This window comes from Pseudomonas nitroreducens TX1, assembly GCF_000313755.1.
Classification (GTDB): domain Bacteria; phylum Pseudomonadota; class Gammaproteobacteria; order Pseudomonadales; family Pseudomonadaceae; genus Pseudomonas; species Pseudomonas nitroreducens_A.
The window spans coordinates 1-21,896 of sequence record NZ_AMZB01000098.1; the positions used below are offsets into that span (position 1 = coordinate 1).

The 21,896-nt window shown below is 64.8% G+C and carries 18 protein-coding genes and 1 tRNA gene; all 19 read right to left on the bottom strand.

All coding sequences use genetic code 11. The features are described from left to right. Positions 1–135: 135 nt before the first annotated feature. Positions 136–226 (bottom strand) — tRNA-Ser (locus tag C167_RS0108965). Positions 227–286: 60 nt separating this feature from the next. Further along, on the bottom strand, positions 287–472 hold the full coding sequence (gene csrA, locus C167_RS0108970) for a carbon storage regulator CsrA (RefSeq protein ID WP_003085981.1): 186 nt from the start codon (positions 470–472) through the stop codon (positions 287–289). Between the two features lie 186 nt (positions 473–658). Beyond that, positions 659–1,894, bottom strand: a complete 1,236-nt coding sequence (locus tag C167_RS0108975) for an aspartate kinase (protein ID WP_017517936.1) — start codon at positions 1,892–1,894, stop codon at positions 659–661. A 100-nt stretch (positions 1,895–1,994) separates the two neighbouring features. After that, positions 1,995–4,619, bottom strand: a complete 2,625-nt coding sequence (gene alaS, locus C167_RS0108980; protein WP_017517937.1) for an alanine--tRNA ligase — start codon at positions 4,617–4,619, stop codon at positions 1,995–1,997. Positions 4,620–4,740: 121 nt separating this feature from the next. After that, entirely contained in the window at positions 4,741–5,745 is a 1,005-nt protein-coding gene (gene ltaE, locus C167_RS0108985; protein ID WP_017517938.1) for a low-specificity L-threonine aldolase, read from the bottom strand. A gap of 316 nt (positions 5,746–6,061) precedes the next feature. After that, positions 6,062–7,054, bottom strand: a complete 993-nt coding sequence (gene astE / locus C167_RS0108995; RefSeq protein WP_017517940.1) for a succinylglutamate desuccinylase — start codon at positions 7,052–7,054, stop codon at positions 6,062–6,064. 50 nt (positions 7,055–7,104) lie between these two features. Continuing rightward, positions 7,105–7,386, bottom strand: a complete 282-nt coding sequence (locus tag C167_RS0109000; protein WP_026078911.1) for a GTPase — start codon at positions 7,384–7,386, stop codon at positions 7,105–7,107. Between the two features lie 9 nt (positions 7,387–7,395). Continuing rightward, the gene (astB, locus tag C167_RS0109005; protein WP_017517942.1) at positions 7,396–8,742 is read right to left on the bottom strand and encodes an N-succinylarginine dihydrolase; all 1,347 of its coding nucleotides are present in this window, start codon (positions 8,740–8,742) and stop codon (positions 7,396–7,398) included. After that, complete coding sequence (astD, locus tag C167_RS0109010; protein ID WP_026078912.1) at positions 8,742–10,208, bottom strand: succinylglutamate-semialdehyde dehydrogenase; 1,467 nt, start codon at positions 10,206–10,208, stop codon at positions 8,742–8,744. Before astD ends, astB begins: the two co-directional genes overlap by 1 nt. 25 nt (positions 10,209–10,233) lie before the next feature. Further along, complete coding sequence (gene astA / locus C167_RS0109015; protein WP_017517944.1) at positions 10,234–11,253, bottom strand: arginine N-succinyltransferase; 1,020 nt, start codon at positions 11,251–11,253, stop codon at positions 10,234–10,236. 11 nt (positions 11,254–11,264) lie between these two features. Next, positions 11,265–12,281 carry an arginine/ornithine succinyltransferase subunit alpha gene (gene aruF, locus C167_RS0109020; RefSeq protein WP_017517945.1) on the bottom strand — a complete coding sequence of 339 codons (1,017 nt, stop codon included), beginning with the start codon at positions 12,279–12,281 and terminating at the stop codon, positions 11,265–11,267. 167 nt (positions 12,282–12,448) lie between these two features. Further along, complete coding sequence (locus C167_RS0109025; protein WP_017517946.1) at positions 12,449–13,669, bottom strand: aspartate aminotransferase family protein; 1,221 nt, start codon at positions 13,667–13,669, stop codon at positions 12,449–12,451. 338 nt (positions 13,670–14,007) lie between these two features. Then, a complete protein-coding gene (gene argR, locus C167_RS0109030; protein WP_017517947.1) occupies positions 14,008–14,991 on the bottom strand; it encodes a transcriptional regulator ArgR in 984 nt (327 codons plus the stop codon). A 34-nt stretch (positions 14,992–15,025) separates the two neighbouring features. After that, the gene (aotP, locus tag C167_RS0109035; protein WP_017517948.1) at positions 15,026–15,790 is read right to left on the bottom strand and encodes an arginine/ornithine transport ATP-binding protein AotP; all 765 of its coding nucleotides are present in this window, start codon (positions 15,788–15,790) and stop codon (positions 15,026–15,028) included. A 17-nt stretch (positions 15,791–15,807) separates the two neighbouring features. Next, positions 15,808–16,920 (bottom strand): succinylglutamate desuccinylase/aspartoacylase family protein, encoded by a 1,113-nt coding sequence (locus C167_RS0109040; RefSeq protein WP_017517949.1) that lies wholly within the window; start codon positions 16,918–16,920, stop codon positions 15,808–15,810. Between the two features lie 10 nt (positions 16,921–16,930). Next, the gene (locus C167_RS0109045) at positions 16,931–17,629 is read right to left on the bottom strand and encodes an ABC transporter permease (protein WP_017517950.1); all 699 of its coding nucleotides are present in this window, start codon (positions 17,627–17,629) and stop codon (positions 16,931–16,933) included. Positions 17,630–17,645: 16 nt separating this feature from the next. Continuing rightward, the gene (locus C167_RS0109050) at positions 17,646–18,335 is read right to left on the bottom strand and encodes an ABC transporter permease (RefSeq protein WP_017517951.1); all 690 of its coding nucleotides are present in this window, start codon (positions 18,333–18,335) and stop codon (positions 17,646–17,648) included. Positions 18,336–18,475: 140 nt separating this feature from the next. Further along, on the bottom strand, positions 18,476–19,255 hold the full coding sequence (locus C167_RS0109055; RefSeq protein WP_017517952.1) for an ABC transporter substrate-binding protein: 780 nt from the start codon (positions 19,253–19,255) through the stop codon (positions 18,476–18,478). 570 nt (positions 19,256–19,825) lie between these two features. Further along, positions 19,826–21,781, bottom strand: a complete 1,956-nt coding sequence (gene acs, locus C167_RS0109060) for an acetate--CoA ligase (RefSeq protein WP_017517953.1) — start codon at positions 21,779–21,781, stop codon at positions 19,826–19,828. Between the last annotated feature and the right edge of the window lie 115 nt (positions 21,782–21,896).

The following is a 21,896-nucleotide window of genomic DNA, read 5'->3' on the forward strand; positions in this document are numbered from 1 at the left end:
ACTCTATCCAGCTGAGCTATGAGTGCGCTGATGAGGGCGCAAATTCTAGAGCGATTTTTCTGACCTGTCAACAAGATTTTTCAATCTTTTCAGTCACTTACGTAACCGGACAACTCATCGCACCAGAGGATGCAATGGCGGAGAGGGGGGGATTCGAACCCCCGACACCCTTTTGAGGTGTACTCCCTTAGCAGGGGAGCGCCTTCGGCCACTCGGCCACCTCTCCGCAACACGGGGCGCATGATATCCATGTTTTCCCCGTTTGCAAAGAAAAATTTTAGAAAAATTAATGGTTTGGTTCTTGGTCTTTCTCTTTCTGGATGCGCTGGTAGATTTCCTCACGGTGCACAGCAACTTCCTTCGGCGCATTCACACCGATACGCACCTGATTTCCTTTGACGCCCAATACAGTCACGGTGACGTCATCACCGACCATCAGGGTCTCTCCGACCCGGCGAGTCAGAATCAGCATTCCTTTCTCCTTACGTGTTACGGGATAAGCAGTCTGCAAAAAAAGAAATGGTGGCAGATTCGTATAGATCAAGTGCGCGAATCCTTCACCCAAGTATTGACCAGTCCTGCCGGAAAGAAAGTTCCTGTCAGACAGTCAAAAACGACAAAAGGCGCGGGGTAGCCGCGCCTTTCGATATCTCCCGCCTTACTCGCCCTGTCGGGCGGGGGCGTCGAGTTCGAAAGCGGTGTGCAAGGCACGGACCGCCAACTCGAGGTACTTTTCTTCGATAACCACGGAAACCTTGATTTCCGAGGTGGAGATCATCTGGATGTTGATGGTTTCCTTGGCCAGGGCTTCGAACATGCGGCTGGCGACACCGGCGTGGGAGCGCATGCCAACGCCGACGATGGAAACCTTGGCGATGTTGGTGTCGCCGGTAGCTTCGCGCGCACCGATGGCGATGGCGGTCTGCTTGAGGATTTCCAGGGCGGCCTGGTAGTCGTTGCGGTGCACGGTGAAGGTGAAGTCGGTGGTGTTATCGTGCGCGACGTTCTGCACGATCATGTCGACTTCTACATTGGCGGCACTGATCGGGCCGAGAATCTTGAAAGCAACGCCGGGGGTATCCGGTACGCCACGGATGGTCAGCTTGGCTTCGTCGCGGTTGAAGGCGATGCCGGAGATGATCGGCTGTTCCATGGATTCCTCTTCATCAAGGGTAATGAGGGTGCCCGGACCCTCCTGGAAGCTGTGCAGCACGCGCAGCGGGACGTTGTACTTGCCGGCGAATTCCACCGAGCGGATCTGCAGCACCTTGGAACCGAGGCTGGCCATTTCCAGCATCTCTTCGAAGGTGATCTTGTCCAGGCGACGAGCCTGCGGCACGACGCGCGGGTCGGTGGTGTAGACGCCATCGACATCGGTGTAGATCTGGCATTCGTCGGCCTTGAGTGCCGCCGCCAGCGCCACGCCGGTGGTGTCGGAGCCGCCACGGCCAAGGGTGGTGATGTTGCCCTGCTCGTCCACACCCTGGAAGCCCGCGACCACTACTACGCGGCCGGCTTTCAGATCTGCGCGAATGTTCGCATCATCGATGCTCAGGATACGCGCCTTGGTGTGGGAACTGTCGGTCAGGATGCGGACCTGATTACCGGTGTAGGAAATCGCCGGCACGCCACGCTTCATCAGCGCCATGCTCAGCAGGGCGATGGTCACCTGCTCGCCGGTGGAGACCATCACGTCCAGCTCGCGCGGAATCGGTTGATCCATGATCTGTTTCGCCAGACCAATCAGGCGGTTGGTCTCGCCGCTCATGGCGGACACCACCACGACGATGTCGTCGCCCGCTTCACGGAATTTCTTCACCTTCTCGGCTACCTGCTCGATTCTCTCGACGGTGCCGACGGAGGTCCCTCCAAACTTCTGTACGATCAAAGCCATTTCAAAAGCCGCCTGATTCCTGAAGGGCGCCCATTAAACATGCATCACCGCATGCTGCCAAGGCCCGCCGGACGCGCTGCGGGCCCCGTATTTCAGGGCCTTAGAGGCCCTGCTCGACAAACTTGACTGCCAGCGCCAGAGCTTCGTCCAGCTTGCCGGCATCGACACCACCGCCCTGGGCCATGTCCGGGCGACCACCGCCCTTCCCGCCCACGGCCGCAGCGGCCTGCTTCATCAGATCGCCCGCTTTCAGCTTGGCGGTCAGGTCCTGGGTCACGCCGGCGACCAGCACGACCTTCTCCTCGAACACGCCGCCCAGCAGGATGACACCACTACCCAGCTTGTTCTTCAGTTGATCGACCAGCGCCAGCAGCGCCTTGCCGTCCAGACCGTCGAGGCGCGAGGAAAGCACCTTCACACCGCCGACTTCCACGGCGGAGCCCGCCAGGTCGTCACCGGCTGCACTGGCCGCCTTGGCCTTGAGCTGTTCCAGCTCTTTTTCCAGCTGGCGGTTGCGCTCGATGAGGCCGGAGAGCTTGTCCAGCAGGTTGTCACGGCTGCCCTTGACCAGGCCGGCCGCTTCCTTGAGCTGCTCTTCGGCACCGTTGAGATAGGCCAGCGCAGCGCCGCCGGTGACCGCTTCGATACGGCGCACACCGGAAGCCACGCCGCCTTCGCTGGTGATCTTGAACAGGCCGATGTCGCCGGTGCGGGATACGTGGGTGCCGCCGCACAGCTCGACGGAGAACTTGCCGCCCATGCTCAGCACGCGCACCTGATCGCCGTACTTCTCGCCGAACAGTGCCATGGCGCCCTTGTTCTTGGCCGATTCGATGTCGGTCTCTTCGGTCTCGACCTCTGAGTTCTTGCGGATCTCGGTGTTGACGATGTCTTCCAGCTGCTTCAGCTGTTCGGGCTTTATCGCCTCGAAATGGCTGAAGTCGAAGCGCAGGCGCTGGCTATCGACCAGCGAGCCCTTCTGCTGGACGTGATCGCCCAGTACCTGGCGCAGCGCAGCGTGCAGCAGGTGGGTGGCGGAGTGGTTCAGCGCGGTTGCCTGGCGCACGGAAGCGTCGACCTCGGCCTTCACGGCGGCGCCAACAGTCAGGTTGCCCTGGGCAACCACGCCGTGGTGCAGGTGAGCGCCGCCAGCCTTGGTGGTGTCGCGCACGTCAAAGCGCACGCCGGCCGCTTCTAGGAACCCGCTGTCGCCCACCTGGCCGCCGGATTCGGCGTAGAACGGAGTCTGGTCGAGGACGACCACGCCCTCCTCGCCTTCGCTCAACTGCTCGACGGCCTTGCCGTCCTTGAACAGCGCGATGATCTGGCCGGCGCCGGAAACGCCCTGGTAGCCGAGGAAGCGGGTGTCGCCATCCACTTTCACCAGGCTGTTGTAGTCCATGCCGAAGGCGCTGGCGGAGCGGGCGCGCTCGCGCTGGGCCTCCATCTCGCGCTCGAAGCCTTCCTCGTCGAGGGTCAGGCTGCGCTCGCGGGCGATGTCGTTGGTCAGGTCGACCGGGAAGCCGTAGGTGTCGTACAGCTTGAACACCACGTTGCCGGGGATGACGCTGCCCTTGAGCTCGGACAAGTCCTGCTCGAGGATCTTCAGGCCCTGCTCCAGGGTCTTGGCGAACTGCTCTTCTTCGGTCTTGAGCACGCGCTCGATGTGCGCCTGCTGCTGCTTGAGCTCGGGGAAGGCTTCGCCCATCTCGCCCACCAGCGCGGCGACGATCTTATGGAAGAAGGTGCCCTTGGCGCCCAGCTTGTTGCCGTGGCGGCAGGCGCGACGGATGATGCGGCGCAGCACATAGCCGCGGCCTTCGTTGGAGGGCAGTACGCCGTCGGCAATCAGGAAACCGCAGGAGCGGATGTGGTCGGCGACCACTTTCAGCGACGGCGCGTCGTCGTTGGCGCAGCCGATGGCGTCGGCCGACGCCTTCAGCAGGCTCTGGAACAGGTCGATCTCGTAGTTCGAGTGGACGTGCTGGAGCACGGCACTGATGCGCTCGAGGCCCATGCCGGTATCCACGCTAGGCGCCGGCAGCGGGTGCATGACGCCGTCCGCGGTGCGGTTGAACTGCATGAAGACGTTGTTCCAGATCTCGATGTAGCGGTCGCCGTCTTCTTCCGGCGAGCCGGGCGGGCCGCCCCAGATGTCGGCGCCGTGGTCGAAGAAGATCTCGGTGCACGGGCCGCACGGACCGGTGTCGCCCATCGCCCAGAAGTTGTCCGAAGCGTAGGGAGCGCCCTTGTTGTCGCCGATGCGGACCATGCGTTCGGCGGGAATGCCAACTTCCTGGGTCCAGATGTCGTAGGCCTCGTCATCGCTGGCGTAGACGGTAACCCAGAGCTTTTCCTTGGGGAGGTTCAGCCATTTGTCCGAGGTGAGGAATTCCCAGGCGTAGGTGATGGCGTCGCGCTTGAAATAGTCGCCGAAGCTGAAGTTGCCCAGCATCTCGAAGAAGGTGTGGTGGCGAGCGGTGTAACCGACGTTTTCCAGGTCGTTGTGCTTGCCGCCGGCACGCACGCACTTCTGGCTGGTGGTGGCGCGGGTGTAGGCGCGCTTTTCCAGGCCCAGGAAGCAGTCCTTGAACTGGTTCATGCCTGCGTTGGTGAACAGCAGGGTCGGGTCGTTCGCGGGGATCAGCGAACTGGACGCTACGCGGGTGTGCCCCTTCTCTTCGAAGAAGCGGAGGAAGGCTTCACGGATTTCAGCGCTTTTCATAGGTTCTTCCACGGAAAAATGCGGCCACGAATCGCCGGCAAAGGGCCGCATTATATCGGCCCCGCATCAAGGTTGTAGTGTCTTTGCGCGATAGTTAACCGCTATCGCGCAATAATTTCTGTCAGGAACGACGAAAGGCGGCAAAAGCTTCGACGATACGCGGGATATCGGCGTTTTTCACATCGAGGTGGGTGACCAGCCGCAGGCGCGCCGCCGGGCTGACGCGGATGCCCCGTTCGGCCAGGTGCGCACCCAGCGCGCCAGCCTGCTCGCCGATGCCGACGTAGACCATGTTGGTCTGTACCGGCTCGATGGCGTAGCCCAGTTCAGCCAGGCCGCGGCCGAGCGCTTCGGCGTTGGCGTGGTCCTCGGCCAGGCGCTCGACCTGATGGTCCAGCGCATACAGCGCGGCGGCTGCGAGACCACCGGCCTGGCGCATGCCGCCGCCGACCATCTTGCGCAGGCGGCGCGCGCGGCCGATCAGATCGGCATCACCACAGAGCACCGAACCCACCGGCGCGCCGAGGCCCTTGGACAGACACACCGAGACGGAATCGAAGTGGCGGGTGATCTCGCGAGCCTCCACGCCCAGCTTCACTGCGGCGTTGTACAGGCGCGCGCCGTCCAGATGCAGTGCCAGGCCGCGGCGGCGGGTCATTTCCCGTGCGGCAGCCAAGTAGGTGAGCGGCAAGACCTTGCCCTGCATGGTGTTTTCCAGCGCCAGCAGGCGGGTGCGAGCGAAGTGGAAATCGTCCTGCTTGATCGCCGCCTCGACCTTGGCCAGGTCCAGCGAACCATCCGCCTCGCCATCGATGGGCTGCGGCTGGATGGAGCCCAGCACGGCGGCGCCACCGCCTTCATATTTATAGGTGTGCGCCTGCTGGCCGACGATGTATTCGTCGCCCCGTCCGCAATGGGCCATCAGGCCAAGCAGGTTGCTCATGGTGCCGGTGGGCACGAACAGCGCGGCGGCAAAGCCCAGGCGCTCGGCCAGGGTCGCTTCCAGGCGGTTCACCGTCGGGTCCTCGCCGTAGACGTCATCGCCCAGCTCGGCGCGCGCCATCGCCTCGCGCATACCGGCGGTGGGCAGGGTCACGGTGTCGCTGCGAAGGTCGATGATGGACATGGCGGAGCTCCTCGGGCATCAGGCGGAAAAGGCCCGATGCTAAGCGCTCGCCGGAGGGGAAACAAGGCGGGACACACCCTGCAGGAGCGCCATGCGCGCGATCTCGGGCATGGCCCGCTTATACCTGAATATCGTTCCGGGGCTTGCCCTCTCCCCCGCCCTCTCCCTGAAGGGAGAGGGAGCAGGCCGTGCCGGCTGACACTTCGGCCTCAACCTGCACCAGACGGTCCCCCCTCTTCAGGGAGAGGGGAAATCCCAGGCACGAACTTTCAGAGACAGGCAGTTGCTCCTACAAGGTGCGGAAGGTCAGTCGAGGTCAGAGCTCGGTGGGGACCACCAGAATGCCGGCGCGCAGGCCGTTCTTCACCCGCGGGTTGGGGAAGATGATCCGCGCGCCCTGCTCTTCCACGATCCAGCGGGTGCCGCCAATATCCTCGGCGAGCAGGAAGCCATGGTCCAGTTCGGTGAAGTTGTCCACCGCGTCGTCCAGGTGCAGGCGGAAGTGGTCGCTGTGCTTGATCACTTCGCGGGAGACCGCGAACAGTTGCAGACCGTCGATCTGTGCGCCGTCCGCCTCCTGGCCACTGATCACGCCCTGCAGCATGGCCTCCAGGCGATCCAGGTTCACCGACTGGTTCTGTCCGAAGGGCCGCGCCTTGCCCAGCTCCAGGGTGAACGCCTCGGCGCCGAGCTGGCTGTAGGTGTAGGCGCTGAAAGTGATGCCCGGCTTGCTTTGCAGCAGCACCGCATCAATGCCGGCGCTCCGCAGGCGCGCCAGCTCATCGCGGGAATGCTCGCGACCACTGGCCCAGGGATAGAGCGCGAACTGCTCGATCTTCGAGCCACGGATGGCAGTGTGCAGGTCATAGTGCAGGCGCGCTCGTCCTTCGCGGGCGAAGAACGCGGCGGCCAGACGCTCCAGCTCCGACGCACGCAGGGCCTCGTTGCCGCTGCCCTCCTCGTGGCGGCCGCAGAACAGGCGGTTGATGTCCTGTTCCAGGTAACGTTCGCCGCGGCGCATGGCCTCGGGGTTGCCGAGCAGGAACAGTACCCTGGCCGCCGGTTTCAGCTCGCCACGGGCGACGCGGTGTACCAGGCGATCGAGCAGCTCGATGGGGGCCGTCTCGTTGCCGTGGATACCGGCCGAGAGCAGCAGGTCGCGGCCATTGTCGCGCGCCACCGGCGGAGTGACTTCGAGGGCACCTTCAGCCAGCCAGTGCAGACGGGTGCCGTCCGCGGTGAGCTGAATCTTTTCCGTCGGCTCACGACCGGCGAGGGTCAGTTCGAGCAGTTTGCCCAGAGCTAGCATGCGGACGCCTCCATCATTCCCCGCGGCCGAAGCGGCCGCGGACTCCGCGATCAGTGGTGATGGTCACATCCACAGTCTGGACCATGTTCGTGAACTTCGGCGGCTTCGAGCTCAAGGCTCAGGCCCAACTGGTTCACCGCCTGCGGGCGCACCACCAGCAGCGGGATTTCGGCGTCGTCCTCATGGGAATCGGCGTAGATCGTAAGGCCGCCCTTGCCGTCGGCCTCCAGCCACAGCTCGCGCCCTTCCAGGCGGATGGCCAGGCGCGCGGTGTGGGTCTCGCGGCGCTCGCCCTTGTTGTCTTCGAGAATCAGCGGGAGGCTTTCGGTCATTTCGGTCACTCAGATCTGCTGGAAAGGATAAACCGAGCCCAGTTTAAGGATCTGGCTCAATTCATCCAACGCCGTCCGGCACTCGACGAGCAATTGCGGATCGGCCAGGTCGGCTTCGGCCAGGCGATCGCGGTAGTGCTTGTCGACCCAGGTGACCAGGGTGTCGTGCAAGGTCGGGGTCATGATCACGCCCGGGTTGACCGCCGCCAACTCCTTGTCGGTCAGCGCCACGCGCAGACGCAGGCAAGCGGGGCCGCCGCCGTTCTGCATGCTCTGCTTGAGGTCGAACACCTTCACCTCGCGGATCGGGCCGTCCTCGGCGGTCAGGCGCGACAGGTAGCTCCAGACGCGCTCGTTCTTGCGGCACTCTTCCGGGACGATCAGCAGCATGTTGCCGTCGGCGCGGCTAAGCAGTTGGCTGTTGAACAGGTAGGACTTCACCGCGTCCTCGACCGTGACCTGGTCGCGCGGCACGCACACGGCGCGGAACCGGCCGCCACGCCGGCCCAGCTTGTCGTGCAACTCGGCGAGCACGCGCTCGGTGTCGAGGAAGGCGTCTTCGTGGTGGAACAGCACCTCGCCGTTGCCGACCGCGATCACGTCGTTGTGGAACACACCCTGGTCGATCACCGCCGGGTTCTGCTGGGCATAGACCACACCGTCATCGCTCAGGCCGTGGAGGCGGGCAACCGCCTGGCAGGCTTCCAGGGTCTGCCGCGCCGGGTAACGCTGCGGCGCCGGGAAGCGGCTGTCGAAGGCGCTGCGACCGAACACGAAGAACTCGACACCGGCTTCGCCGTAGGACTTGCAGAAGCGCGTGTGGTTGGCCGCGCCCTCGTCGCCGAACTGGGCGACCGCCGGCAGCGCGGCGTGGTGAGCAAAGTGCTGTTCGTCGTTGAACATCGCGGCAAGGATGCGGCTGGTCTGCGGATGTTCGATGGAACGGTGGAACTTGCAGTTCAGGTTGGCCGCGGTGAAGTGCACGCGGCCATCGGCGGTGTCGGCGCCGGGGCTGACGGTGGCGGCGTTGGCGGTCCACATGCAGGACGCCGAGCTGACCGCGGCGAGCAGCGGCATCGCTTCTTTCGCCGCCTTGGCGATCACCTCGGCGTCAGTGCCGGAGAAGCCCAGGGCGCGCAGCGAGGCAACGGCCGGACGCTCCTGCGGGGCGAACACGCCCTGCTTGAAGCCCAGCTCCATCAGCGCCTTCATCTTCGACAGGCCCTGCTTCGCCGCTTCACGCGGGTTGGACGCCGCCTGGCTGTTGCTCTGCGAGGCGACGTTGCCGTAGGACAGGCCGCCGTAGTTGTGCGTCGGTCCGACCAGGCCGTCAAAGTTCATTTCATAGGCGGTCATCACAGGCTCACTCCCGGAGTCAGGGTTGCAGGCAGGCTCAGGCTGTCGCTTTCCAGCGAGGCGACCGGGTATGCGCAGTAATCGGCTGCGTAGTAGGCGCTCGGGCGGTGGTTGCCCGAGGCGCCAATGCCGCCGAACGGTGCGCTGCTGGCGGCGCCGGTCAATTGTTTGTTCCAGTTGACGATGCCGGCGCGGCTTTCGATGAGGAAGTCCTCATAGCGCTCGCGGGAGTCCGACAGCAGGCCGGCGGCGAGGCCGTACTGGGTGGCGTTGGCTTCGCGCACGGCGGCGTCGAAGTCGGCGTAGCGGATGACCTGCAGCAGCGGGCCGAAGAACTCTTCGTCCGGGCGCTCGGCAACAGTGGTCACATCGAGGATGCCGGGGGTCAGCAGCGCGGCGGTATCCAGCGGCTGGGTCATGGCCAGCAGCGGCTTGGCGCCCTTGGCCAGCAGTTGTTCCTGGGCCTTGATCAGGTGCTGCGCAGCGGCCAGCGAGATCACCGAGCCCATGAACGGCGCAGGCTGCTCGTCGAAGCGGCCGACCTTGATGGTCGAGGCCACCGCCACCAGGCGCTCGATCAGCGCGTCGCCCCAGGCGCCCTGCGGCACCAGCAGGCGGCGGGCGCAGGTGCAACGCTGGCCGGCGGAAATGAAGGCGGACTGGATGATGGTGTAGACCGCGGCGTCGACGTCCTTCACCTCGTCCACGATCAGCGGGTTGTTGCCGCCCATTTCCAGCGCGAGGATCTTCTGCGGGCGACCGCCGAACTGGCTGTGCAGCAGGTTGCCGGTGCGGCTGGAGCCGGTGAAGAACAGGCCGTCGATGTCGTCGTTGCCGGCCAGCGCCACGCCGGTGTCACGGGCGCCCTGCACCAGGTTGATCACACCGGCGGGAATGCCCGCCTCGATCCAGGCCTGCAGGGTCAGCTCGGCGACTTTCGGGGTCAGCTCGCTGGGTTTGAACACCACGGCATTGCCCGCCAGCAGGGCCGGCACGATGTGGCCGTTGGGCAGGTGGCCGGGGAAGTTGTAGGGGCCGAACACGGCAACCACGCCGTGGGGCTTGTGGCGCAGCACGGCGGTGGCGTCGGCCAGCGGGCCGCTCTTTTCGCCGGTGCGCTCACGGAAGGCCTGGACCGAGATGGCGACCTTGTTGACCATGCTGGTGACTTCGGTGGCGGCTTCCCACAGCGGCTTGCCGGTTTCCTCGCCGATGGCGCGGGCCAGTTCCTCGGAGCGGCCCTTGAGGGCGGCGGCGAAGCGTTCCAGCACGCTGATGCGCTCCTCCACCGGGCGACGGGCCCAGGCCGGGAAGGCGTTGCGTGCGGCGGCGACAGCGGCGGCCACTTGCGAATCGGAGGCGGCACGGCCGGACCAGACCACGGCCTGGCTGACCGGGCAGAGCGATTGCAGCGGCTCGCCTTCGCCCGCCAGCCACTGGCCGGCAATGTAGTGGGTATTCATCATCAGGCTCCCCTGACGCCGGGCGGCGTCAGTTGCGTTTTCCGGAGAGGGGCACCGCGCGGACCGAAGCCCCGGCGGACAGGCGCAGGCGCTTGGCGGTCTGCGCATCGACCACCAGCGAGCCGGCGGCCACGCGCGCCGGGGCCGCGGTGATGCGGCACTCCTCGCGCTTGCGGTTGTGGATCAGGTAGGGCTCGGCGTCGTCCCCCGGCGTGCCGATGGCCAGCACCAGGTTCTGGCTGTCGGCGATGGCGCGGATCTTCTCGGTCGGCGCCTCGATGGCGGGCCCGGCGTCGAAGATGTCGACGTACCCCTGATAGCTGAAGCCCTCGGCCTTGAGCATGGCCAGCGCCGGCTCGGTGTGCGGGTGCACGCGGCCGATCACCTCCCGCGCATCCGCGGAGAGGAAACAGGTGTAGAGCGGGAACTTGGGCATCAGCTCGGCGATGAAGGCCTTGTTGCCCACGCCGGTCAGGTAGTCGGCCTGGCTGAATTCCATCTTGAAGAAGTGCCGACCCAGGCTTTCCCAGAACGGCGAGCGGCCGTCCTCGTCGGACATGCCGCGCATCTCGGCAATCACCTTGTCGCCGAACAGCTCGCGGAACTCGGCGATGAACAGGAAGCGCGCCTTGGACAGCAGGCGGCCATTGAGGCCGCTGCGGTGGTCGGCATGCAGGAACAGCGAGCACAGCTCGGACTGCCCAGTGAGATCGTTGGCCAGGAACAGTGTGGGAATCTCGCGGTGGATGCCCAGCTCCTGGGAGGCGCTGACGGTCAGGCCGACGCGGTAGTTGTACCAGGGCTCGCGCAGGCCGACGGCGCCGGCCACGGCGGAGATGCCGACGACCTTGCCGCTGTCGTCCTCGAGGACGAACAGGTAGTCAGCGTCAGCGCGCTCGGCTTCGCCGCGGAAGGCCTTCTCGGCCCAGCTCACGCGGTGCTGCAGGCGCTGCTCGTTGGCCGGCAGCGTGGTCAGGCCGGTGCCGGTGCTGCGCGCCAGGTCAAAGAGAGCCGGCAGGTCTGCGCTGGTTACGGGACGGACGATCATGCTCTCTCCCCTCAGATCGCGACCAGGCGCACGCTGGCGCCCTCGCCGATGCCCAGGGCTTCGGCGGTTTGCTGGTTCAGGGTGACGGGCTTGCCCGGTACCCAATCGAGTTCGGCGACGACGGCGCGGAAGTCCTGCAGCTGGCCATTGGTGACCAGGTAGCCGCGGCTGCCCTTGGCGCCTTCGCCGATGCGCACCGGCACCTGCCGGCTCTGCGCGATGGAGCGGATGCTGCTGGTGCGCGCATGCAGCGCGGGGCCGCCGTCGAAGATGTCGACATAGTTGTCGGACTCGAAGCCGTCGCGCATCAGGATGTCGAAGGTAATCTGCGCACGCGGGTGCACCTGGCCCATGGCTTCCTGGGCATCGTCCGGCAGCAGCGGCACGTAGATCGGGTAGTGCGGCATCAGCTCGGCGAGGAAGGTGCGGCTCTTCAGCCCGGAGAGCTTCTCGGCCTCGGTGTAGTCGAGGTCGAAGAAGTTGCGCCCGATGGCGTTCCAGAACGGCGACTCGCCCTGCTCGTCGCTGTAACCGACGATTTCCACCACCACTGCGTCGGCGAAGCGCTCCGGATGGCTGGCCATGAACAGCAGGCGACCACGGGAGTTGAGCTCGGCGATCGGCGTATTCACCAGGTCGCGCTCGACATAGAAGCTGGTCAGCAGGCTGTTGCCGGTGAGGTCGTGGCACAGCGAGAGGACGTGGATCTTGTTGTGGATCTTCAGCTCGCGGGAGGCGTGCACGAAGGTCTCGTTGCGGAAGCTGTAGAACGGCTCGGAGAAACCGGCCGAAGCAACGATGGCCGAGCAGCCGACCAGTCGGCCGGTCTCGCTGTCCTCGAGCACGAAGAAATAGCTCTCTTCACCGTTGAAACTCACCTCGGCGGCGAACGAAGCCTCCGAAGCGAGAATCTTCTCGCGCAGGCGTTCCGCGTCGTCCGGCAGCGACGTGACGCCGACCGGGCTGTCCGCGGCGAGACGCTGCACCTGCTGCAGGTCGGCCACTTGGGCGGGGCGCATCACCAGCATGGCGTCACTCCTCTAACCAGACAAAAGTTCGTGATTCTTGCTTTCTGATTCGCGGGCGCGACACAGCCTGTGCCGCACTCATCAGGGCATTCTCGGAAACCGGCCGGGACGATCCGGCCGGTTGAGCGGCGAAGCGCGAGCCTCGCCGGTTCAGCGTAGCCGGGGGATCAGCCGCGGGTCAGCTTGGCGATGGCGCGCTCGAGGCGATCCAGCCCTTCGTCGATGTCGGCGTCAGGGATCACCAGGCTGGGGGCGAAGCGCACCACGTCCGGGCCGGCCTGCAGGACCATCACGCCTTCCTTCTCGGCGGCGTTGAGCACGTCCTTGGCCTTGCCCTTGAAGGCATCGTTGAGCACCGCACCGATCAGCATGCCCATGCCACGCACCTGGGTGAAGATGCCGTACTCGGCGGCGATCTTCTCCAGGCGGACCTTGAAGCGCTCGTGCTTGGCCTTCACGCCTTCGAGCACTTCCGGGGTGTTGATCACGTCGAAGGCCGCACCGGCAACGGCGCACGCCAGCGGGTTGCCGCCGTAGGTGGTGCCGTGGGTGCCGACGACCAGGTGCTCGGCGATCTTCGCGGTGGTCAGCATGGCGCCGATCGGGAAGCCGCCGCCCAGGCCCTTGGCGCTGGACAGGATGTCCGGGGTCACGCCGTAGTACTGGTGGGCGTAGAGGTAGCCGATACGACCGAAGCCGCTCTGCACTTCATCGAAGATCAACAGCGCGTTGTTCTCGTCGCACAGCTTGCGCACGCCTTCCAGGTAGGCCTTGTCGGCCGGCAGCACGCCGCTCTCGCCCTGCACCGGCTCGATGATCACAGCGCAGGTCTTGTCGGAGATGGCCGCCTTCAGGGCTTCCAGGTCGTTGAACGGAATGTGGGTGATGCCTTCGACCTTCGGGCCGAAACCATCGGAGTACTTGGCCTGGCCGCCAACGTTGACGGTGAACAGGGTGCGGCCGTGGAAGCTGTTGACCATGGAGATGATCTCGAACTTCTCGGGGCCGTAGACGTCATGGGCGTAGCGGCGCGCCAGCTTGAGCGCAGCCTCGTTGGCCTCGGCGCCGGAGTTGGCGAAGAACACGCGCTCGGCGAAGGTGGCGTCGATCAGCTTCTTGGCCAGGCGCAGCGCCGGCTCGTTGGTGAAGACGTTGGAGACGTGCCAGATCTTGCCGGCCTGCTCGGTCAGCGCCTGCATCAGCGCCGGGTGGGTGTGGCCCAGGGAACTGACCGCGATGCCGCCAGCGAAGTCCACCAGCTCTCGGCCGCTCTGATCCCAGACTCGGGAACCCTCGCCACGCACCGGAATGAAGGCAGCCGGTGAATAGTTGGGAACCATGACCTGGTCGAAGTCGGAGCGTTGGACCTGAGCTTGCGGAGCGGACATCGGTGTTCTCCTGCCTGGTTGAGGCGGCTATCGATGGATGGATTGTAGGGACGAACAGCGGGCCGGCATTGCCGCCATGCGACAACTTGTTATAGCGCCAACCCGCGAATTGCCGAGGCTTACGGAAATGCGACAGAAAGCGTCGGGAAGGCGCAGTGTAAGGCCTGCGGACTGCTGCGGGTACACGGACGCGTGGAATTTGTTCGCGCGATGAACGAACGGTCAGCAATAGAGCAGAGAGGGAGATTTTTGCAGGAGCGAACTTGCTCGCGAGCCGCTTTACGTCGGCACACCCGGCAAGATCCTTCGCGAGCAAGCTCGCTCCTGCCTGAGAGCCGTCAACCGCGCTCGGCAACCACCGGGGCAGCTTCGGCGACGCTCTGGCCGCGGCGCTGGTTGCGGTCTTCGCGCGGGGTTACGCCGAAGAAGTTGCGGTAGGCGCTGGAGAAGTGCGGGCCGCTGGAGAAGCCGCAGGACAGGCCGATCTGGATGATCGACTTGCTGGTCTGCATGAGCATCTGCCGCGCGCGGTTCAGGCGCAGTTCCAGGTAGTACTGGCTGGGCACGCGGGTCAGGTACTGCTTGAAGATGCGCTCGAGCTGGCGGCGCGAGACGCACACGTGCTGGGCGATCTCGTCGGTGGTCAGCGGCTCCTCGATGTTCGCCTCCATCAGCAGCACCGCCTGGGTGAGCTTCGGGTGGCTGGAGCCGAGGCGGTTCTTCAGCGGGATGCGCTGGCGTTCGGAGCCTTCGCGGATGCGCTCCACCACCAGCTCTTCGGAGACCGCGCCGGCCAGTTCCGCACCATGGTCGCGGGACAGCACCGCCAGCAGCAGGTCGAGCACTGCCATGCCGCCGCAGGCAGTCAGGCGATCACGGTCCCATTCGAAGAGGTGGTTGGTCGCGATGACCTTGGGGTAACGCTCGGTGAAATCGTCGTGCCAGCGCCAGTGCACGGCGGCACGGTAGCCGTCGAGCAGGCCCAGTTGCGCCAGCGGATAGATACCGGCGGACAGCGCGCCGATGCTTACGCCGCTGCGCGAGAGCTGCTTGAGGGTATTGGCCAGGGGCGCGGAAACAGCCTGCGGAACCTCGTCGGCCACCAGGAAGATGCGCTGGCACTGCTCCAGCGCGCCATTCCAAGGCTGCCCTGGAAGGCGCCAGCCCTCGGCCTCGGCCACCGTTTCGGCGCTCATGAACACCGGTTCGTAGAGCGCCTCGGGGTGCAGCCGGCGGGCGACCCGCAGGGCCTCCTCGGCCAGACCGAGCGTCAGCGCCCGCGTGTGCGGCCAGAGCAGGAATCCGATGCGTTGTGCGGTCATGCGGCTAGATCACCAGGCGACGGTAACAGACAGCTTACTTCAAGCTGCCGGAAAGGAACTGCTTCAGGCGGTCCGATTGCGGATTGGCCAGGACCTCCTTCGGGCAGCCCGCCTCTTCCACCAGCCCCTTGTGCAGGAACACCAGCTGGTTGGAGACCTCGCGGGCAAAGCCCATCTCGTGGGTCACCACCACCATGGTACGGCCTTCCTGGGCCAGGTCCTGCATCACGCGCAGGACTTCGCCGACCAGCTCGGGGTCGAGCGCCGAGGTCGGTTCGTCGAACAGCATCACTTCCGGCTCGACTGCCAGGGCACGAGCGATGGCCACGCGCTGCTGCTCGCCGCCGGACATGTGCGCCGGATAGGCATCCTTGCGGTGCGCCACGCCGACTTTCGCCAGGTAGTGCTCGGCCTTTTCCAGCGCTTCCTTCTTCGATACGCCCAGCACGTGGACCGGCGCTTCGATGACGTTTTCCAGGGCGCTCATGTGCGACCACAGGTTGAAGTGCTGGAACACCATCGACAGGCGCGAGCGCATGCGCTGCAGCTGCTTGGCGTCCGCGGCCTTGAGCGCGCCGTCCTTGTTCGGCACCAGCTTGAGCTCCTCACCGTTGAGCAGAATCTTGCCGGCGTGAGGTTGCTCGAGCAGGTTGATGCAGCGCAGGAAAGTGCTCTTGCCCGAACCGGAAGAGCCGATGATGCTGATCACGTCGCCCGCCTTCGCCGCCAGGGAGACGCCCTTGAGTACCTCATGGGTGCCGTAGCGCTTGTGCAGGTCCTGGATTTCCAGTTTGTACATGGTGTCGGTTCTCGAATTCAGTCGTTGATCAGCCGGCCCTTGCGGAACGGCTCACGCCCGGCCACCTTGGCCAGCCAAAGCCCCGGCTGGGCGTAGCGCCCACGCTCGATGGCGAACAGCACACCGGAAGTCCCGGCGCAAACGGTGCTGACCTGGTCGTTCAGCGGGTCGACCACCTCGAACAGCGCGTCGCCCTTCTCCACCCACTCCCCCGCCTTGCGCAGGAAACTCACCACGCCAACGTGGGGTGCGTAGAGGTATTCGGTACCTTCGAAAGGCATGCCTTCGCAGCATTCGGCCGGTGCCGCCGGCCAGTCGCCGCCGATCAGGCCTTGCTCGGCGAGGAAGCCGAGGATGGCTTCGGCGTTGGCCTGCCCCTGCTCGACGCGGGTATCGCCCACGCCGCCCAGCTCTACGGTAGTTGCCAGGCACGCCAGGGGAATTGCCGCCTGCGGGAAGGCCTGCGCCAGGCGCAGCCAGGGCAGCGAGCAGGATTCGTCGAAGGAGCTGCCGCCGGAATCTTCGGCGAGCAACGCAACGCCGGCCTTCAGGCGTGCAGCCAGGGATTTCCAGCGCGGCCAGTGCTGCGGGATCGCGTAGACATGGATGGCGGCGTCGAAGTCGCAGTGCAGGTCGAGCACCACCTCGGCGTCGCAGGCGTGGCGCAGCAGCATGCGCTGCATGCCCTGCAGCTCGGACGAGGCCGGCGGCAGTGCGTCGAGAGCATCGCGCATGGCCTGGCGGATCAGCTCGACGTTGGCGGCTTCGTCGGCGCCCAGCTGGCTACCGACGCGCTCGGCCACCAGTGCGGAGAGTTCGACGAAGTCACGGTTGAAGTTCTTCCCGCTGCCGAACTCGAAACGGCCCAGGTGACTGGCCTGCAGGGTCTGCCCCAGGCCGATGGGGTTGGCCACCGGCACCAGTTCGACGACGCACTTGAGCTGCCCCCGCGACTCGAGGTCGGCCAGGCGCTGCTTGAGTTCCCAGGCGGTGCGCATGCCCGGCAATTCGTCGGCGTGCAGGCTGGATTGGATGTAGACCTTGCGCGGGCCCTTGCCGTAGCGGAACACGCTCAGGCGGCGCTCGCTACCCAGGCTGCTCCACGGCAGAAGATGATCGATACGTTCCACGGTCGGTTCCTCAGTGCTTGCGCGGCGCGAGATAGGCCAGCCAGCGGCGCTCGGCCAGCTTGAACAGGCGCACCAGGGTAAAGGTCATGATCAGGTAGAAGATGCCGGCGGTGATGAACGCCTCGAACGGCAGGTAGTACTGCGAGTAAACGGTACGCGCGGCGCCGGTGATGTCCACCAGGGTGACGATGGACGCCAGGCTGGTGGTCTGCAGCATCATGATCACTTCATTGCTGTACTGCGGCAGCGCACGGCGCAGGGCCGACGGCAGGAGGATGCGGCGGTACATCTTGATCCGCGACATGCCCATGGCCTTGGCCGCCTCGATCTCGCCGTGCGGCGTGGCGCGGATGCTGCCGGCGAGGATCTCGGCGGTGTAGGCGCTGGTGTTGATGGCGAACGCGGCGCAGGCGCAGAAGGTGGCGTTGGACAGCAGCGGCCACATCGCGCTTTCACGCACGAACTCGAACTGCGCCAGGCCGTAGTAGATGAGGAACAGCTGCACCAGCATCGGGGTGCCGCGGATCACGTAGGTGTAGAGCCAGGCCGGAAGATTCACTGCGGGGTTCTTCGAGCAGCGCATCAGCGCCAGCGGCACCGCCGCCACGAGGCCGAAGAACAGCGAGATCGCCAGCAGCTTGAGGGTCACCAGCAGGCCGCTGAAGTAGAGCGGCAGGCTGTCCCAGATGACGGAGAAGTCGAATATCATGATCAGGCTCCCTGTCTCAAAGCTCGGCGACTTTCACGCCGACCGAATAGCGGCGTTCGAGCATGCGCAGCAGTACCAGGGAGACGGTGGTGACCACCAGGTACAGCGCCGCCACGGCGAGGAAATAGGTGAAGGGTTCGCGGGTAGCGTCCGAGGCCTGCTTGGCCTTGAACATCATGTCCTGCAGGCCGACCACGGAGATCAGCGCGGTGGCCTTGACCAGTACCAGCCAATTGTTGGTGAAGCCGGGAATGGCCAGGCGGATCATCTGCGGCACCTGGATGCGGAAGAACACCTGAAGCGGGCTCATGCCGTAAGCGAAACCGGCTTCGCCCTGCCCTTTCGGAATGGCCATGAAGGCACCACGGAAGGTCTCGGACAGGTAGGCGCCGAAGATGAAGCCCAGGGTGCCGACGCCGGAGGCGAAGGGGTTGAGGTCAATGTAGTCGTCGTAGCCGACCATCGGCGCCACCCAGTTCACGGCAGCCTGGCCGCCGTAGAAGATCAGCAGGATCAGCACGAGGTCCGGTACGCCGCGGATCACGGTGGAATAGAGGTCGCCGCACCAGGCCAGCCATTTCACCGGCGACAGGCGGATGGCCGCACCGAGCAGGCCCAGGGCGATTGCCAGGGCCATCGACAGCAACGACAGCTGAAGCGTCAGCCAGGCACCATCGACGATGGTGGCTCCGTAGCCATTGAGCATAATTTCGTACCTCGTGAAACCGGACGCCGCCCGCAACGACACGGACGCTCAGGGCAAGCGCGACTGCAGGCTCACCCCCAATAAAAAAGTGGCACAAACTTCAGGACCGGGCCTGGGTTTGCGCCACTTCTGGACGTGGATCAGTTCTCGCCGTAGACGTCGAACTTGAAGTACTTGTCCTGTACCTGCTTGTACTTGCCGTTGGCACGGATGCCGGCGATGGCCGTGTTGAATTTCTCGGCCAGGGCGGTATCGCCCTTGCGCACGGCGATGCCGGCACCGCCACCGAAGTACTTCGGATCGTTGTATTCCGGACCTACGAAGGCGTAACCCTTGCCGGCGTCGGTTTTCAGGAAGCCGTCGTCGAGGTTGACCGAGTCTGCCATGGTCGCGTCGATGCGGCCGGAGACCAGGTCCATGTTGGCTTCGTTCTGGGAGTTGTAGCGCACGACTTCGATACCGGCCGGGGCCAGGACGTCGGTGGCATAGCGGTCATGGGTCGAGGCGCGCAGCACACCGACCTTCTTGCCCTTCAGGTCCGCCAGCGGATCGTTCAGGGTCACGCCCTGCTTCATCACGAAGCGCGCGGGGGTGTGGTAGTACTTGTGGGTGAAGTCGACGGACTTCTTGCGCTCATCGGTGATGGTCATGGACGAGAGAATGGCGTCGATCTTGCGAACCTTCAACGCCGGGATCAGGCCGTCGAATTCCTGCTCGACCCAGGTGCACTTGACCTTCATTTCTTCGCACAGGGCGTTGCCGATATCCACATCGAAACCGGCGAGCTTGCCGTCGGGAGTCTTGAAGGAGAAAGGCGGATAGCCGGCTTCGATGCCGATGCGGACCGGCTTCTCGTCAGCGTGGGCAACCAGGGAAAGCGCGGACAGGGCCAGCGCACCGAGAAGTGCAAACTTCTTCATCAGTAACTCCTTCGAGGGTAGGACTTCGATTGGCAGGAGAAAGGGGTTGGCCCAGGCTGCCCGTGCAGAAGTGAAGGTTATTGTTCGTCTGCGCATTGCCGGCGCGATTCTTGTGAAAAGCGCGCCTACCGGGGTGAGCGGCATTCTAGCGACAGCCCCGGAGCGGTTATTTCTTCAATGCGACAAGTAATTATAGAAGCGCTGGGGGCGGAGCCCCGATGGCTTGACGGCGCGGATTTTACGTGATCTGAAAGCGGATAGTAAAACCCAACGTACTTGCAGTAATTGGGCCACAAATATCGGAGCCCAGCCCCTGCGCGGGGTGCGCGATATTGACTCATTCTGTGCACAGAGAAAAGACGCACCGAAGCTGTGCGAAATGTTTCCTGCCGCCTCATTTTGTCGCGGGGAAATGTTACCGGTGGGCAGAAGGCACACTGTAGGAGCGAGCCTGTTCGCGAACCGGATTGGCTCGGCGTCATGCGTTCGCGAGCAAGCTCGCTCCAACGAAAAGCCAAAACGCGGAAATGAAAACGCCCCGGCAAGCGGGGCGTTTTCATCAGGCGGCGGTCAGGCCGCGCGCATGGCCTGGTGCGTATCGATCAGATGCTGCACCACACCTGGATCGGCCAGGGTGGAGATATCACCCAGGGTGTCGTACTCGGCCGTGGCGATCTTGCGCAGGATGCGGCGCATGATCTTGCCCGAGCGGGTCTTCGGCAAGCCGGGCGCCCACTGGATGACATCCGGGGTGGCGATCGGGCCGATTTCCTTGCGCACCCAGGCACGCAGTTCCTGGCGCAGCTGCTCGCTGGATTCCTCACCGGCATTCAGGGTGACGTAGACATAGATGCCCTGCCCCTTGATGTCGTGCGGTACGCCAACCACCGCGGCCTCGGCCACTTTGGGGTGGGCGACCAGGGCGCTCTCGATCTCGGCGGTGCCCATGCGGTGGCCGGAGACGTTGAGCACGTCATCCACGCGGCCGGTGATCCAGTAGTAGCCGTCCTCGTCGCGACGGGCGCCGTCGCCAGTGAAGTACATGCCCTTGAAGGTCTTGAAGTAGGTGTCCACGTAGCGGTCGTGGTCGCCGTACAGGGTGCGCGCCTGGCCCGGCCAGGAATCGAGGATCACCAGGTTGCCCTCGGTGGCGCCTTCCAGGATGTTGCCCAGGTTGTCCACCAGCGCCGGCACCACGCCGAAGAACGGCTTGGCGGCGGAGCCCGGCTTCAGGCCGTGGGCGCCCGGCAGCGGGGTCATCAGGCAGGCGCCGGTTTCGGTCTGCCACCAGGTGTCGACGATCGGGCAGCGCGACTGGCCGACGGTCTCGTAGTACCACTGCCAGGCTTCCGGGTTGATCGGCTCGCCGACCGAACCCAGCAGGCGGAGACTGGAGCCGTCGGCGCCTTCGACCGCGGCCTTGCCCTCGGCCATCATGGCGCGGATGGCGGTCGGCGCGGTGTAGAGGATGTTGACCTTGTGCTTGTCGACGATCCTGGCGACGCGGGAGATGTCCGGGTAGTTCGGCACGCCCTCGAACAGCACGGTGGTCGCGCCGTTGGCCAGCGGGCCGTAGACGACATAGGTGTGGCCGGTGACCCAGCCGATGTCGGCGGTGCACCAGAAGACTTCGCCCGGACGGTAGTCGAACACGCGCTCGTGGGTCAGCGAGGCGTAGACCAGGTAGCCGCCGGTGGTGTGCAGCACGCCCTTGGGTTTGCCGGTGGAGCCGGAGGTGTAGAGGATGAACAGCGGGTCCTCGGCGCCCATTTCCTTCGGTGCGCAGGTGGAGCCGGCGACCTTCATCAGGTCCTCGAACCACACGTCGCGGTGCTGGTTCCACTTGATGTCCGAACCCGTGCGCTTGCAGACGATGATCTTCTGCACGCTGTTGGTTTCCGGGTTGGTCAGCGCGTCGTCGACGTTGGCCTTGAGCGGGGTCTTCTTGCCGCCACGCAGGCCTTCGTCAGCGGTGATCACCACTTTGGAACGGCAGTCGATGATGCGGCCGGCCAGGGCTTCGGGGGAGAAGCCGCCGAACACCACGGAGTGGATCGCACCGATGCGGGCGCAGGCCAGCATGGCGACCACGGCTTCCGGAATCATCGGCATGTAGATGGTCACCACGTCGCCACGGTGAACGTCCTGGCCGCGCAGGGCGTTGGCGAACTTGCAGACCTGCTCGTGCAGTTCGCGGTAGGTGATTTCCTTGTGCTCGGAAGGATCGTCGCCTTCCCAGATGATGGCGATCTGGTCGCCGCGCTCGGCCAGGTGGCGGTCCAGGCAGTTGTAGGAGAGGTTCAGGGTGCCGTCGGCGAACCACTTGATGTCCACGTGGTGATCGTCGAAGGAGGTCTGCTTGACCTTGGTGAACGGCTTGATCCAGTCGATGCGCTGGGCCTGTTCGCGCCAGAAGCCGTCGGGGTTGACCACCGACTGCTGGTACAGCTTCTTGTAGGTGGCCTCGTCGGTCAGAGTGGTCGCGGCCACTTCGGGACGCACGGGGTACACGGATGCCGCTGTCATGGCGTTTTACCTCGGTGAAGAGTGTTGTTTTTGTTGCCATCAGTTGTAACGGCGACACCCTCCCCCGAACCATACGACCATGGTCTTACCAATCCTTAGTCTTAGTGATGAGCCC

Excerpts from the sequence above, each read along its gene's own strand:
- csrA (WP_003085981.1), bottom strand. The coding sequence starts at position 472 with ATGCTGATTCTGACTCGCCGGGTCGGAGAGACCCTGATGGTCGGTGAT.
- C167_RS0108975 (WP_017517936.1), bottom strand. The coding sequence starts at position 1,894 with ATGGCTTTGATCGTACAGAAGTTTGGAGGGACCTCCGTCGGCACCGTC.
- alaS (WP_017517937.1), bottom strand. The coding sequence starts at position 4,619 with ATGAAAAGCGCTGAAATCCGTGAAGCCTTCCTCCGCTTCTTCGAAGAG.
- ltaE (WP_017517938.1), bottom strand. The coding sequence starts at position 5,745 with ATGTCCATCATCGACCTTCGCAGCGACACCGTGACCCTGCCCACCGCC.
- astE (WP_017517940.1), bottom strand. The coding sequence starts at position 7,054 with ATGCTAGCTCTGGGCAAACTGCTCGAACTGACCCTCGCCGGTCGTGAG.
- C167_RS0109000 (WP_026078911.1), bottom strand. The coding sequence starts at position 7,386 with ATGACCGAAAGCCTCCCGCTGATTCTCGAAGACAACAAGGGCGAGCGC.
- astB (WP_017517942.1), bottom strand. The coding sequence starts at position 8,742 with ATGACCGCCTATGAAATGAACTTTGACGGCCTGGTCGGACCGACGCAC.
- astD (WP_026078912.1), bottom strand. The coding sequence starts at position 10,208 with ATGATGAATACCCACTACATTGCCGGCCAGTGGCTGGCGGGCGAAGGC.
- astA (WP_017517944.1), bottom strand. The coding sequence starts at position 11,253 with ATGATCGTCCGTCCCGTAACCAGCGCAGACCTGCCGGCTCTCTTTGAC.
- aruF (WP_017517945.1), bottom strand. The coding sequence starts at position 12,281 with ATGCTGGTGATGCGCCCCGCCCAAGTGGCCGACCTGCAGCAGGTGCAG.
- C167_RS0109025 (WP_017517946.1), bottom strand. The coding sequence starts at position 13,669 with ATGTCCGCTCCGCAAGCTCAGGTCCAACGCTCCGACTTCGACCAGGTC.
- argR (WP_017517947.1), bottom strand. The coding sequence starts at position 14,991 with ATGACCGCACAACGCATCGGATTCCTGCTCTGGCCGCACACGCGGGCG.
- aotP (WP_017517948.1), bottom strand. The coding sequence starts at position 15,790 with ATGTACAAACTGGAAATCCAGGACCTGCACAAGCGCTACGGCACCCAT.
- C167_RS0109045 (WP_017517950.1), bottom strand. The coding sequence starts at position 17,629 with ATGATATTCGACTTCTCCGTCATCTGGGACAGCCTGCCGCTCTACTTC.
- C167_RS0109050 (WP_017517951.1), bottom strand. The coding sequence starts at position 18,335 with ATGCTCAATGGCTACGGAGCCACCATCGTCGATGGTGCCTGGCTGACG.
- C167_RS0109055 (WP_017517952.1), bottom strand. The coding sequence starts at position 19,255 with ATGAAGAAGTTTGCACTTCTCGGTGCGCTGGCCCTGTCCGCGCTTTCC.
- acs (WP_017517953.1), bottom strand. The coding sequence starts at position 21,781 with ATGACAGCGGCATCCGTGTACCCCGTGCGTCCCGAAGTGGCCGCGACC.